The sequence below is a fragment of the Tateyamaria omphalii genome, assembly GCF_001969365.1.
Classification (GTDB): domain Bacteria; phylum Pseudomonadota; class Alphaproteobacteria; order Rhodobacterales; family Rhodobacteraceae; genus Tateyamaria; species Tateyamaria omphalii_A.
This window is the reverse complement of record NZ_CP019316.1, coordinates 22,272-35,689: the sequence shown is the minus strand read 5'-3', so window position 1 is coordinate 35,689 and position 13,418 is coordinate 22,272. Positions and strand designations below refer to the sequence as shown.

12 protein-coding genes and 1 pseudogene are annotated in these 13,418 nt (G+C 61.3%); 7 read left to right on the top strand and 6 right to left on the bottom strand.

The window, feature by feature from the left end:
• The first annotated feature begins 7 nt into the window (after positions 1 to 7).
• Entirely contained in the window at positions 8 to 2,062 is a 2,055-nt protein-coding gene (locus BWR18_RS20590) for a 4Fe-4S binding protein (protein ID WP_254685017.1), read from the top strand.
• A complete protein-coding gene (locus BWR18_RS20585; RefSeq protein WP_076630763.1) occupies positions 2,059 to 2,931 on the top strand; it encodes an FAD:protein FMN transferase in 873 nt (290 codons plus the stop codon). The genes BWR18_RS20590 and BWR18_RS20585 overlap by 4 nt, the downstream gene beginning before the upstream one ends.
• A 54-nt stretch (positions 2,932 to 2,985) precedes the next feature.
• Here BWR18_RS20585 and BWR18_RS20580 read toward each other — a convergent pair whose 3' ends face one another.
• From BWR18_RS20580 to pedF, 6 genes and pseudogenes are all read right to left on the bottom strand, one after another.
• A complete protein-coding gene (locus tag BWR18_RS20580; protein WP_076630717.1) occupies positions 2,986 to 3,768 on the bottom strand; it encodes an FAD binding domain-containing protein in 783 nt (260 codons plus the stop codon).
• Between the two features lie 99 nt (positions 3,769 to 3,867).
• Positions 3,868 to 6,230, bottom strand: a pseudogene (locus tag BWR18_RS20575) (xanthine dehydrogenase family protein molybdopterin-binding subunit).
• Between the two features lie 86 nt (positions 6,231 to 6,316).
• On the bottom strand, positions 6,317 to 6,802 hold the full coding sequence (locus BWR18_RS20570) for a (2Fe-2S)-binding protein (protein WP_076630715.1): 486 nt from the start codon (positions 6,800 to 6,802) through the stop codon (positions 6,317 to 6,319).
• Between the two features lie 39 nt (positions 6,803 to 6,841).
• Positions 6,842 to 7,360 (bottom strand): CoxG family protein, encoded by a 519-nt coding sequence (locus BWR18_RS20565; RefSeq protein ID WP_076630713.1) that lies wholly within the window; start codon positions 7,358 to 7,360, stop codon positions 6,842 to 6,844.
• A gap of 87 nt (positions 7,361 to 7,447) precedes the next feature.
• Positions 7,448 to 8,347 carry a substrate-binding periplasmic protein gene (locus BWR18_RS20560; protein WP_076630711.1) on the bottom strand — a complete coding sequence of 300 codons (900 nt, stop codon included), beginning with the start codon at positions 8,345 to 8,347 and terminating at the stop codon, positions 7,448 to 7,450.
• 4 nt (positions 8,348 to 8,351) lie between these two features.
• Positions 8,352 to 9,050, bottom strand: coding sequence for a cytochrome c-550 PedF (gene pedF, locus BWR18_RS20555; protein WP_076630709.1), 699 nt, complete (start codon positions 9,048 to 9,050; stop codon positions 8,352 to 8,354).
• Between the two features lie 163 nt (positions 9,051 to 9,213).
• Between pedF and BWR18_RS20550 the strand changes: the two genes are divergently transcribed.
• The 5 genes from BWR18_RS20550 (at position 9,214) to BWR18_RS20530 (ending at position 13,366) form a co-directional block, all read left to right on the top strand.
• Positions 9,214 to 10,377 carry an ABC transporter substrate-binding protein gene (locus BWR18_RS20550; protein ID WP_076630761.1) on the top strand — a complete coding sequence of 388 codons (1,164 nt, stop codon included), beginning with the start codon at positions 9,214 to 9,216 and terminating at the stop codon, positions 10,375 to 10,377.
• On the top strand, positions 10,374 to 11,336 hold the full coding sequence (locus BWR18_RS20545; protein WP_076630708.1) for a YVTN family beta-propeller repeat protein: 963 nt from the start codon (positions 10,374 to 10,376) through the stop codon (positions 11,334 to 11,336). Before BWR18_RS20550 ends, BWR18_RS20545 begins: the two co-directional genes overlap by 4 nt.
• Before the next feature lie 76 nt (positions 11,337 to 11,412).
• Positions 11,413 to 11,865, top strand: coding sequence for a hypothetical protein (locus BWR18_RS20540; RefSeq protein WP_076630707.1), 453 nt, complete (start codon positions 11,413 to 11,415; stop codon positions 11,863 to 11,865).
• Positions 11,862 to 12,578 carry an ABC transporter ATP-binding protein gene (locus tag BWR18_RS20535; protein WP_076630706.1) on the top strand — a complete coding sequence of 239 codons (717 nt, stop codon included), beginning with the start codon at positions 11,862 to 11,864 and terminating at the stop codon, positions 12,576 to 12,578. The genes BWR18_RS20540 and BWR18_RS20535 overlap by 4 nt, the downstream gene beginning before the upstream one ends.
• On the top strand, positions 12,575 to 13,366 hold the full coding sequence (locus BWR18_RS20530; protein WP_076630705.1) for an ABC transporter permease: 792 nt from the start codon (positions 12,575 to 12,577) through the stop codon (positions 13,364 to 13,366). The genes BWR18_RS20535 and BWR18_RS20530 overlap by 4 nt, the downstream gene beginning before the upstream one ends.
• The last annotated feature ends 52 nt before the right edge of the window (positions 13,367 to 13,418 follow it).

Here is a 13,418-nt window from a genome sequence, read left to right as displayed (position 1 = left end):
GTGGAGTATGTCGCTGATCGCAGCGATGGCTGAACCACTGACGCGCGAGGTGTTGGAGCCGTATATCGTGCCGCCTATGTCGCTGGGTGAACAGATCAACGATCAGGGGGTCTGGCAGCTTTTGAACTCGGGCGGCGCCGAAGCGGGTTATGTGTTCGAGACGGAGCCGATGGCACCGCTTCCCGGCTTTTCAGGTGCTGCGATCAACATGCTTGTGGTCCTTGATCTGGACGGTCGGTTCCTGGATGTGCAACTGATCTCGCACAACGAACCGATCTTTGTTTCGGGTCTGCCGGAGAAGCTGTTTTACGACTTTTTCAAACAGTATCGCGGGCATTCGATTTCGGACACGCTGGTCGTTGGCTCGCCCTATGGCGGTGGCGGCGAAGGGTCTGCGCTGGTCTATCTGGACGGTGTGACCAAGGGCACCGCATCGGTGCGCATTGCGCATGAGAGTATTCTGGCCGCCGCTTTGCAGGTTGCGCGGGAGAAGATGGGGGGCATTTCCTCTGGTCCGCCGGCCTATCCTGACCCCGAGTATCGCGAGGATCTGACCTGGGACGATCTGGTGGCGCAGGGCATTGTGACACGCAAGGTTGTGACCAATGCCGAGATGGATGTCGCGTTTGACGGCACGCTTTGGGAAGATGACGACCCGGAGGCCAAGGCGGACCCGAACGGCATCTATCTGGACCTGTGGCTTGTTGATATCGGGGCGCCGTCGATTGCTGAGGCGGTGCTAAGCCCGAGCAGCTTTGACGAGTTGCAGGGCTTCATGGAAATCGCCGACACGGATGAGCCGGTGCTCGTGATCGAAGCCGGACGGCATGGGCTGGTCACGGATGAGTTCGTGCGCAACACCGCGCCCAATCTGATCAGTGCGGAACAGGCGGGCTTCCCCATCGCGTTCCGCGACAGCGATATTTATGTCGAGTTGAACGATGCGCTGCCAAATGAGCTGCACAATGCGGTCTATGACGGTGCTGCGCTGATCCTGCGGACGGATCGGCGGCTGGGTTTTGATCCGGCGCGCGACTGGACGCTGAAGGTCAAGGCGCTGCGCGAGCACGGGTCATTCCAGCCGGAAATCGGGTCGATCACGCTGGACGTGCCGCATGTGACGCCCGAACGGTTCTATGCAAGGCCGGAGGTTATCAAGCCCGCGCCACCATGGGTGGACGCGCTGCGGAACCGGGCGGTGGATTTGATTGTCCTGGGCGTGTTTTTGGTCGGCCTGGTCGCTGTGCTCCTCGTCGGGCAGAACCGGCTGGCGGGGTCGCGATGGTTCACGCCGCTGCGGCTCGGGGTCCTCGCCTTTGTCGTTGGGTTCATCGGCTGGTGGGGGCAGGGGCAGCTGTCCATTGCAACGCCTTTGGCCGTGGCGCGCACGGCACTGGACGGGGGAAGCTTTGCCTTCCTTCTCTATGATCCGTTTTCGCTGGTCGTCTGGGCTGTGACTATCGTTGGTTTCGTCTTGTGGGGCAGGGGCCTGTTCTGCGGTTGGCTCTGCCCATTCGGTGCCTTGCAGGAGTTTGCCAATCATCTTGGCCGCTTGCTGCGCGTGCCACAGGTTGAGCCGAATGCCTTCTGGGACGCTCAGTTGAAGAACCTGAAATACGTGGTACTGGCGGTGTTGGTGACGCTGATGGTCACGGCGCCCGTGGCGCTGGACAAGGCCATCGAGGTCGAACCGTTCAAGACGGCCATCACCACCTTCTTTGTCCGCGAGTGGTATTATGTGGCCTATGCCGTTGGGCTGCTGGTGCTCTCCATGGTGTTGTTCAAAGGGTTCTGCCGCTATCTCTGTCCCCTTGGTGCCGTCATGGCCATCGGCGGGCTGGTGCGTGGGCGCGACTGGATCGCGCGGCGGGCCGAGTGCGGCTCGCCCTGCCAGCTGTGCAAGGTCAAATGCAGCTATGGCGCGATCAAGAAAACGGGCGAGATACAGTATTCGGAGTGCTTTCAATGTCTGGATTGCGTGGCGATCCACGATGATACGCGTCAATGCGTGCCGCTGATCCTGGCCGCGAAGGGACGCAAGCTGGGGGTGGCCGCGGAATGACTGTGAGCCGTCGTCGGTTTCTGGCCATTGCCGCGAGCTTTGCCGCGACGCCTGCGCTGGCGCAGCGCCACGCGTGGATTGGGCGTGCGTTCGGAGCCGAGGTGTCGATTGAATTGCATGGCCCTGCGGATGTTGCCGGGCAGGCGCTGGACGATGCCCGCGCACTGATTGTCGAGGTCGAGGGGCTGTTTTCGCTTTATGATCCAACCTCTGACCTGGCAGTGCTCAATGCAAGCGGTACGCGGCGGGTGCCTGAGCATTTCGTGGCGCTGGTACAGATTGCCGACCGGGCGCATCGCCTCACTGACGGTCTATTCGACCCGACTGTGCAGCCGCTTTGGCGTGCGATCGTGGATGGTACAGATATTGCCGAAGCCCGCGCGCATATTGGCTGGCATCAGGTAGCGGTTCAGGGCAACCGCATCACACTCGGAGATGGCCAGGCGCTGACCTTCAACGGCATTGCGCAGGGTTTCGCCACTGACCTTGTTTCGGAGTTGTTGCGCGCCCGGGGCTTTGACCGGACGCTGGTCAATATTGGTGAGCATCGGGGGGCGGGCGGACCTTGGCGGCTTGGCCTGATAGACCCTGTGCATGGGATGTTGGCCAACCGGACAATTGAAAACCGGGCGGTCGCCACGTCGAGCCCGATGGCGACGCCGGTCGGGCCCAGCGGTCATATCGTGCATCCGGTCCAGATGCCGCGCTGGTCGACCGTGTCGGTCGAGGCGGACACGGCCGCGATGGCTGATGCGCTGTCGACCGGATTGGTGCTGGCCGATCTGGAAACGGTGAAACGGGTGCAAGCCGCGCCTGACGTGCATCGGATCACATTGATCGATCCGGATGGGAACCTGACCACAGTATAAAACGCAAAAGGGCAGGGATGATCCCCGCCCTTTTCGGTTTGATCCGCGTGCGGCTTAGCTGGCAGCGGTCACCGCGCGGCCGGTCATCACCTTGACCAGATGCGCGCGGTATGTGGCCGAACCGTGCAGGTCCGTGATCATGTTGTCCGCTGGTATGGTCAACCCATCGAGGGCGGAGGCGGAGAAGTTGGCGCTCAGCGCGGCTTCGGCCTCGGTCCAGCGGAACACGCCCTCGTTCGAGGCACCTGTCACAGCCACACGAACGCCGTCCGCGTATTTGGCGACAAACACACCGACCAGAGCAAAGCGCGAGGCAGGTTGCACAAACTTCTGATAGTTCGCGGCCTGCGGGATCGGGAAGGAGACGGCGGTGATGATCTCACCTTCATCAAGGGCGGTGTCGAACATGCCTTGGAAGTAGTCATCCGCCGCGATCTCGCGCGTGTTGGTTACGATGGTGGCACCCGAGGCCAAAGCTGCCGCCGGATAGCAGGCTGCCGGGTCGTTGTTGGCAAGGCTGCCACCGATGGTCCCACGATTGCGCACTGCCGGATCCCCGATCTGTGCGGCCAGCGCCGACAAGCCGGGGTAGCTGCCGTCGGCAGCAACCGTTGCATGGGTAGTTGCCCCACCGATGCGTAGGGTGTCGCCGTCTTTGCTGATCCCCTGCATCTCGGCCACGCCGGACAGTGATACCAGGGTCGTCGGGCTGGCCAGGCGCTGTTTCAGTGTGGGGATCAGTGTCTGCCCCCCACCCAGTGCCTGCGCTTCGTCACCACCCATCGCAGCAGCCGCGTCGGCAATTGTGCCGGGTCTTTCAACGTCAAAATTATACATGTCCTGATCCTCTCATCTGAAACAGAGCGGGACCTCCCCCCTTCTCTGGTTCAAAAAATCCCGGGGTCTGGGGCAGAGCCCCAGTCCCGCATTTTCAACTTACTGCATGGCGTCCCATACGCGCGACGGCGTCACAGGCATGTCGATATGGGTCACATCCTTGCCACCAGATTGCAGCGCGTCGATCACCGCATTCACCACCGTGGGCGGCGAACCAATGGCTCCTGCCTCTCCACAGCCTTTCACCCCCAGCGGGTTGTGGGTGCAGGGCGTGCCCTGGCTGTGATCCACATGGAACATCGGCAGATCGTCGGCGCGCGGCATGGTGTAGTCCATGTAGGATGCGCTGAGCAGCTGGCCGTTTTCGTCATAGGTGGTGTTTTCGACCAGCGCCTGCCCGATGCCCTGGGCCAGACCGCCATGGACCTGACCGGTCACGATCATCGGGTTGATGACGTTGCCGAAGTCATCCACCGCGCACATCCGGTCCACGGTCACCTTGCCGGTTTCCGGGTCCACCTCGACCTCGCAGGCATAGGCGCCCGACGGGTAGGTGAAGTTCGCGGGATCATAGAACGCCGTTTCCTCCAGCCCCGGTTCAATATCTTCGAGCGGGTATTCGTGGGGATATAGGCTTTGAGCGCGACCTCGCCGAAGGTCACCGACTTGTCGGTGCCGGAAACAGAGAACACGCCGTCAGCGAGCGTGATGTCGTGTTCGGACGCTTCCAGCATATGGCCTGCGATCTTCTTGGCCTTGTTGATGATCTTTTCGGTCGCCCGCACAACTGCAGAGCCGCAGACTGCGAGGCTGCGCGAGCCATAAGTGCCCATGCCGAAGGGGATCTTGGAGGTGTCGCCGTGCACGATGTCGATAACGGCGGGGTCGATGCCCAGCATCTCGGCCACCACTTGTGGGAAGGCGGTTTCATGGCCCTGCCCGTGGCTGTGCGCGCCGACCATGACGCTGAGGTTGCCGGTGGCGTTCACGCGCACTGTGGCGGCGTCATAGAGACCCACGCGGGAGCCGAGCACGCCGACAAGGTTCGAGGGCGCGATGCCGCAGGCTTCGATATAGGCATTCACGCCGAAACCGCGCAGCAGGCCCTTGGCCTCGCTTTCCTTGCGCCGAGCGGCAAAGCCCGCCACATCCGCGACCTCTTCCATCTTGTCCATGAGTGCATCGTAGTTGCCCGCGTCATATTCCAGCCCCGCGGCGGAGGCATAGGGATACTGGTCGGGCTTGATGAAGTTCTTGCGCCGCAGCTCTATGGGATCCACGCCCAACTCGCGCGCAGCCTTGTCGATCACACGTTCGAGGGAGTAGGTCGCCTCGGGCCGTCCCGCGCCGCGATAGGCATCGACGGGTGCCGTGTTGGTGAACACAGCCTTCACGTTTACGTAGACCAGCGGCACGGTGTAGTTCCCGGCCATCAGCGTGCCGTGCAGGAAGGTGGGCGTCGCGGTCGAGAAGTTCGACAGATACGCGCCGACATTGGCCTTGGTATCCGTGCGGAAGGCGAGAAATTTGCCATCCTTGTCCAGCGCCAGTTCGATCTTGGTCACGTGGTCGCGGCCATGGGCATCCGTCAGGAAGGACTCGGTCCGGTCCGCCGTCCATTTCACCGGGCGTCCCAGCTTCTTGGCCGCAGCCAGCACCAGCGCCTCTTCACCGTAGTGATAGATCTTGGAGCCGAAACCGCCGCCCACGTCGGGGGCGATGACGGTCAGCATGTTCTCGGGAATGCCTAGAACAAAGGCCGAAATCAGCAGACGCGTCAGGTGCGGGTTCTGCGAGGTCGTGTGCAGAGTGTATTCACCCGTGCTGGCCTTGTAGCTGCCTATGGACGCGCGCGGCTCCATCGCGTTCGGGACCAGCCGGTTGTTCACAAGCTCCAGCGTGGTGACGTGATGCGCGTTCTTGATCGCGTTGTCCGTCGCTTCGCGGTTGTCCTCGATCCAGCCCCAGTCGAAACACTGGTTGGTGCCGATTTCGTCGTGAACGAAGTTCGAGCCAGACAGGGCTGCATTCATGTCGACGATGGCGTCGAGCTCTTCGATGTCCGCCTCGATGGCTTCGACCGCATCGCGGGCCTGTTCAATGGTTTCGGCAATGACAGCGGCGTAGGCGTCACCGACATGGCGTACCTTGCCGTGCGCCAGCACGGGTCGCTTGGGCTCATGCATGGGCGTGCCATCGCGCGAGTTGATCAGCCAACCGGCAGGGTTCCCGCCGACTTCGGTGAAATCGTCGCCCGTGAACACGGCAAGCACGCCAGGCATGGCTTCGGCGGCGGAGGTGTCGATGGACTTGATCTTGCCGTGTGCAACGGTCGAGCGGGCAAAGACCGCGTAGGTCTGTTTCGCCAGTTGGATGTCGTCGGTGTATTCGCCGGTTCCGGTCAGAAAACGGACGTCTTCGCGGCGCACGGTTGCGGCGCCAATTCCTGTATCCTTGGGCATTCAAATTCCTCCCTTGAGGTTCGGTGCGCAGTAAATGCGCACCCTACGGGTTGCGTAGGGTGCGCGCTTTGCGCGCACCTTTCGTGTCACTCGGCAGCGATGGCGGTCACGTCCTGGCCAGACGCCGCCATGATCGCCTTGACGATGTTGTGGTAGCCAGTGCAGCGGCAGATGTTGCCTTCGAGATACTCGCGCACCTCCTGCTCGGACGGCTGCGGGTTCTCTTTCAGCAGGGCCGCAGCGGACATCACCATACCCGGCGTGCAAAATCCGCATTGCAGGCCGTGGTGGTCCTGAAACGCTTGCTGGATCACGTTCAGCGACCCGTCGGCGTTGGCCTGGCCTTCGATTGTGTCCACGGTCGCCCCATCGGCTTCCGCAGCAAGCATCGTGCAGGATTTGACGGCCACACCGTCCACATGCACAACGCACGCGCCACACTGCGATGTATCACATCCGATATGCGTGCCGGTCAGGCCCTGATCATCGCGCAGAAAGGACGCCAGCAATGTGCGCCCTTCCACGTCGCCGGAAACGGACTTGCCGTTCACCGTCATGGTTACCTTGGTCATTCGTTCCTCCCTTGGAATGTCTGAAACACTGGTGTGCGCCTAGCTGACGAGGCGCTTGAGCCAACCCTTCTTGGGTGCGTCTTCGGACGTCTCCGGCTCGGTATCTTCGGCGGGCGCAGGCGCGCCCACATGTTCCTGAAAATTGTTGAAAAACTGGTCTGCCATCTTCTTTGCGAACCCATCGATGATGCGGCTGCCAAGCTGGGCAAGCTTGCCGCCCACCTTCGCTTCGACATCGTAATGCAGAACAGTCTGGTCGCCCTGCGCCTCAAGCCGGACCTGTGCGCCACCCTTGGCAAAGCCGGCGGCACCGCCCTTGCCCTCACCCGCGATGTTCACGCTTTCCGGGGCTTGCATATCCGACAGGGTCACGGCCCCTTTGAACGTCGCCTTCACCGGGCCGACTTTTTGCACCACGGTCGCGGTGAAGCCTTCCTCCGGCGTGCCCTCCATCTCCTGGCAACCGGGCACGCAGGCCTTCAGCACCTCGGGATCGAGGATCGCGGCCCAGACCGTGGCCCGGTCGGCGTCGATGACACGTGAGTCGCTGAGATTCATGGAATGCCCCCCTTTTGCTTGTTGGAAAGCCTATGGCGCAGGGGGGCCATGTACCATTCGACCAAGTGTGTACGACCAAAGTCGTGCTTATCTTTCAGGGGTTTGGTGGGTCAGCCCATATTTGGCGTAAATCGCCGGGATCCGCCCGTCTTGCAGCGCGTAATTGATTGCGTCATCGACGGAATATGACAGGGGGCGATAGCGGAAATTCACCGCCACGCCGAGCGTCCAATTGCTGACGGCAAAGCCTGCGAGGGGCGGCTGGTGCACGTCGCTCGTGTCGCTCAGTCCATGCTCCAACTCGCCCAAGGGGCCCATTACCGCCTTCACCTCACCTGTGTTCAGCGCGTCCATGGCGGCGGCGGTGGTCGGGAAGCGCCGGATGTTCGGCTGTAACTGACCACCGACGAAACCGGACAGGTAGAAGTCAGAAATCGAATCGTTCTCGACCCCCACAGTGTCGAAACGGAAATAGGCGGGCACGGGTTTTTCGTCCGGATAAGTAGCCTTGTCATAGGCAATCGCGATGCTTTCGCCCGCATATTGACCGGTGAACACGACCTGCTCGACCCGGCATTTGAAGGCGCTGTCATAGGGGATGCGCATCATCACATTGGCGATGCGCCCCCCGATCAGCGCACCGCGCCAGATGTTGTTGCGAAGGTCGGCGTCCAGGTTTTCACCCGCGGCCACGAAGTTGAAGCGCGCCTCGACGCCCAGATCCTCTGCAATGATGCGGGCAATCTCAATGTCCACGCCCATCGGTTCACCACCCTCTTCCCAGGAATAGGGCGGGTAGTCTTCGTAGACGGCGAACAGCATGTGGCCCTGGTCCTGGATCTGGTCCAGCTCCTGACCCACGATGTCCCGCCCCACATTCTGGGGCTTGGGCTGGGGCACGTAGTCTGCACAAGGATCAGCAGCGTGGGCCTGCCCAACGGACAGACCCACAACCACCAGGGAGAAGATCGTTTGTCGAAATGTCATGCCGTCAGTTTGCGGCAGACAGCCCGATGGTCAAGACTTCGGATGCGGACTTGTATGCGGCCGGTGTGCCGTCAATCAGGTTGGCGGCGCGGTATGCTACGCTGTCGGCCACAGGAGCACCGGATAGGGTCGGGATGTCGGTCGCAATCTCGGTGAGCCGGTTTTTGATCCCATCCGCATCCGCGCCGTTCGCATCCGCGGCGTATTCGGCAAGCTGGTCGCGCATCGCCTTCAGCTCGTCTGCCACCTCTTCCATTGCCACGTCATCGGGGCGTGCTTCGATGTATGTGCGGATGGCCCAGGCGGCCTCTTGCCCCAGAAGGTCACCGAAGGCAGGCATCTTGGTGATGCCGTTCTGGGTGTAGCCTTCCACAAAGCGCTCCACATACCATTCGTCACCGTATTCTTCGGCTTCGAGGAAACGCAGGTCGGGGGCCAAACCGCCGGACACCACTTCAAGGCCGTGGCACCGCGCGCAGTTCTGGTTGTATCCGGACGCACCGATTTCAACAGCACGCAGCCAGGTTTCTTCGCCCACCTTATCTGCGCGGTAGGGGTTTTCGGTCAGCCACTCGCCTTCGATCGCGGGCAGGCCTGTGGTGTCCACGGCTTGCGGTGCGACATCGCCGTGGGCGACGGCAAGGGTTGCGGCGGCGATCAACGCGCCAGCCAGCAGAAATCTATTCTTGGATGTGCTTTTCATCACATGCCTCCCTGACATGAGTGGTCCTCTTGCCTTCCGTCCTAAGGCACAGAAACAGAGGGCGGTATTGGACTTTGGTTGTGCGCCCAAAGGAGTAAGACCATGGTCCTATACCGACCGATTTGCCCGCCAAGGTAGCGTTGGTGATATGGGAGGACTTACTGTGAAACACCTTGCTCTGGGTGCACTCATTGGGTGCGCTCTGTCCGCGCCTACATCCGCAGAAATCACCCTGAACATTGGATATTTGCGGGTTGAACAGCCTCTTCCGCCGACCCTGTCCAACCTGGACCCGATCCCGGAAAACAACGGGCTCGCGGGGGCGCAAACTGGGCTGGCTGACAACCTGACCACCGGCAAGTTTCTGGGTCAGACATATGAACTGACCGTGGCCGAGGTGTTCGAGGGCGAAGACCCGCTGGCTGCCGCGCGCGGCCTTCTGACGGCGTCACCTTATCTGGTGATTGACGCGGCCGCCAAAGACATCACCGCCATTGCCGATCTGGCAGAGGCCGAGGGCGCAGTCCTGTTCAACACCTCCGCCGGGGATCTGTCCCTGCGGGATGCCGCGTGCCGGGGCAATCTGCTGCACACGCTGGCGTCAGACGCGATGCGCACTGACGCACTGGCGCAAGTGCTGGTTAAGAAACGCTGGGAAGATCTGGTGATGATCACCGGAACACACGCCGCCGACAGCAGCTATGCCGAAGCGATGCGCAGGTCTCTGACCAAGTTTGGACTGTCGCTTGAGGCCGAAAAGGAATGGGTATTTGACGCCGACATGCGCCGCAACGCGAGCCAAGAGGTGCCACTGTTCACGCAGGATTTCGGCGACTACGATGCGCTGATCATCGCGGATGAGGTGCATGATTTCGGGCGCTATGTCCTTTACAACACATGGCAGGCGCGGCCTGTGGTCGGGTCCGAAGGGTTGACCGCCGTGGGCTGGTCGCCTGTGATTGAGCAATGGGGTGCGGCCCAATTGCAATCCCGGTTCGAGGAAGAGCATGCGCGCGAGATGACTGCGCAGGACTATGCCGCATGGGCCGCCGTCCGCACATTGGGCGAGGCGATGACGCGCACCAATGCAACCGAGCCAGAAACACTGCGCAACTATATCATGTCCGACGAGTTCGAATTGGCTGGCTTCAAGGGTCGTCCGCTGACTTACCGCAGCTGGAGCGGCCAGCTGCGCCAGCCCATCGCCATCGCGCATCCGCGCGCGTTGGTGGCGCAGGCCCCGCTCGACGGGTTCCTGCATCAGACCAATGAACTGGACAGCCTGGGGCTCGACCAACCCGAAAGCAACTGCGAGGCATTCCAATGATCCGTTTGACTGCGATGTTCTCCCTTCTGGCTTCGACCGCGATGGCGGGCGAGATCTGGGTGACGAACGAAAAAGACGACACAATCTCTGTCATCTCGACCGAAACGCTTGAGGTTATCAAAACCTATGACACCGGCGAGCGCCCGCGTGGTATCCTGTTCAACAGCGACTACAGCCGCGTCTACATCTGTGCCTCCGACAGCAACGCAGTGCAGGTGATGGACCCAAACTCGGGCGAGATCCTGCACGAGCTGCCCTCGGGCGATGACCCGGAACAGTTCGTGCTGCACCCGAATGACAAGCACCTGTACATCGCGAACGAAGATGACGCCATCACGACCGTGGTGGACGTCGAAACCCGCAAGGTGATCGCCCAGATCGACGTGGGCGTGGAACCGGAGGGCATGGCCGTGTCCCCCGATGGCAAGATCGCCATTACCACGTCCGAGACAACCAACATGGCTCACTGGATCGACACCGAAACGCAGGAACTGTTCGCCAACACGCTCGTGGATAGCCGCCCGCGTCATGCAGAGTTCATCAAGGACGGGGCCGAGATGTGGGTGAGTTCCGAGATCGGCGGCACGCTGACCGTGTTCGACACCGCGACGCAGACCGAAAAGGCCAAGATGAGCTTTGAGGTGCAGGGTGTGCACCCCGACCGCGTGCAGCCCGTCGGTTTTGAATTCACAGCCGGAGACACGCACGCCTTTGTCGCGCTTGGGCCATCGAACCACGTGGCCGTGGTCAATGCCGAAACCTATGAGGTCGAGGACTACATCCTTGTCGGCCGCCGCGTCTGGCACATGGATTTCAACGAGGATCGGTCAATGCTGTTCACCACCAACGGTGTGTCGGGCGATGTGACCGTGATCGACGTCGAAAAACGCGAAGCCATCAAGTCCATCAAGGTGGGCCGTTTCCCTTGGGGGGCTGCCTATCGACCCACAGGGTCGTAATCAGAACTAGCCCGACAGGGTCGTGCTCAGAACTGGCCCGACCGGATACGCATCAGAACTCGACTGGAGGAACCGAATGAAAACCCTGGCTTTGATCGCCGCGATGGCGCTTGCCCTGCCGACTGTCGCACTGGCGGACAACGATGATGATGGCCCCAGCTTTGGCGCTGCGGGCCTGCTGGGCGGCAGCAACAAGGAAGACCTGCCGCCGATCATCCTGTCGGCGGGCGAACCCATCGCACCCGAGGGCGCATGGGAGTTGAAGTCGGGCACGTACTACGAATTCGAAATCCACGGCGACGGCAGCCAGGAGCTGGCGCTGGTCGGACCCGAGTTTTTCCGCGCCATCTGGATCGACGAAATTGTCGTTGAGGGGTTGGAAATACGCCCCCTCGGCCTCGACAGCATCGAGTTTGACGAGGCGGGCGAGATGGAAATCGGTTTCGTCGCCATCAAACCCGGCGCATATTACATCAAGATCCCGGGCACATCGGGTGAAACACAGCGGTTGGATATCACCATTAAATGATCGGACTTGAGGCGCGGGGCCTCAACTATTCCTACGGAACCAAGCAGGCGCTGAACGATGTCTCGTTCAGTGTCTCTTCTGGTGCGTTCTGTGCTTTGCTCGGCCCGAACGGCGCGGGCAAGTCGACGTTGTTCAATTTGCTCACCCGGCTGTTCGTGGCGGCCGAGGGCCGGATTGTGATTGCGGGGCATGACTTGCGCGCGGCACCGCGGGCGGCGTTGGCTGAACTGGGGATTGTGTTCCAGCAGACGACACTGGATCTGGATCTGACAGTCCAACAAAACCTAAGCTATTTTGCAGCGCTGCATGGTTTATCCGGGCGCACCGCCCGTCGCCGCATCGACGCAGCGCTGGACCAACTCAACATGCGCGAGCGGGCAGGGGAGAAGGCACGCGCGCTGAATGGCGGGCACCGACGACGGACAGAGATTGCGCGGGCGCTGCTGCATGACCCCAGCGTCCTGTTGCTGGATGAGCCGACCGTGGGTCTGGATGCCGCTGCGCGCGCGTCGATCACGGAGTATGCGCATGCGCTTGCGGACCAAAACAAAACAATCCTTTGGGCGACACATCTGACCGATGAGGTGCGTCCCGAGGATGACCTAGTCATCCTGCACCGCGCAAAGGTTTTGGCACAAGGCACCGCACGTGAGATCGCGGGTGATCAAACACTGCAAGACCGCTTCCTGTCCCTGACCGGAGAGGATGCGTGACTGCCTACCTCACCTCAATTCGTGCCATTATTCTACGCGAAGCGTTGCGGTTCATCCACCAGCGCGAACGGTTTGTGGCAGCCCTTGTACGCCCGCTTGTCTGGCTCTTGGTCTTTGCCGCAGGTTTCCGCGCAGCATTGGGCCTCAGCATCATCCCGCCCTACCAGACCTACATCACATATGAGACATACATCGTGCCCGGTCTCTGCGGGATGATCCTGCTGTTCAACGGAATGCAATCGTCCCTAAGCCTTGTCTACGACCGCGAGATGGGGTCGATGAAGCTCCTGCTGACCTCGCCCTTGCCGCGCGGGTGGCTTTTGTTTTGCAAGCTGCTTGGATCGACGGCAATCTCCATTTTGCAAGTCTACGCCTTCCTTGCCATTGCCGCCGCTTTCGACATCAGGATGCCCGGCTGGGGGTACGTCACCGTGTTGCCTGCGTTGATCGTCGCCGGGCTGATGTTGGGCGCGCTGGGTTTATTACTGTCCAGCCTGATCAAGCAGCTTGAGAATTTCGCGGGCGTGATGAACTTCGTCATCTTTCCGATGTTTTTTCTGTCCTCCGCGCTCTACCCGCTGTGGAAGATGGCGGAAAGCTCGGAACTGCTGCATGACATCTGTGCGGTGAACCCGTTCACCCACGCCGTCGAGTTGATCCGCTTTGCGCTTTATGTCGAATGGAATGGCATGGCCCTGCTGTGGACGGTGCTGGCGGCGGGCCTGTTCGCGGCTGCCGCGCTCATCGGATATGACCCGGAGCGCACGCGTATCGGCCGGCGCGGATAGACTACGACCATAGGGGCGATGCGTGGATACGCGATTCGTGCTATGGCTATCG